The organism is Kluyvera sichuanensis (assembly GCF_014218705.1).
Taxonomy (GTDB): domain Bacteria; phylum Pseudomonadota; class Gammaproteobacteria; order Enterobacterales; family Enterobacteriaceae; genus Kluyvera; species Kluyvera sichuanensis.
The window spans coordinates 1-229 of the sequence record NZ_JABBJF010000106.1 but is presented as its reverse complement, the minus strand read 5'-3'; the positions used below and the strand labels follow the sequence as shown (position 1 = coordinate 229).

Below are 229 nucleotides of genomic sequence, written 5' to 3'. Positions count from 1 at the left end.
AAAACTCAAATGAATTGACGGGGGCCCGCACAAGCGGTGGAGCATGTGGTTTAATTCGATGCAACGCGAAGAACCTTACCTACTCTTGACATCCACGGAATTTAGCAGAGATGCTTTAGTGCCTTCGGGAACCGTGAGACAGGTGCTGCATGGCTGTCGTCAGCTCGTGTTGTGAAATGTTGGGTTAAGTCCCGCAACGAGCGCAACCCTTATCCTTTGTTGCCAGCGG

At 51.5% G+C, this 229-nt stretch carries 1 rRNA gene; it reads left to right on the top strand.

Features of this window, described 5'->3' with window-relative positions:
- A 16S ribosomal RNA gene (locus HII27_RS26975) occupies nucleotides 1-229 on the top strand; the annotation flags it as partial.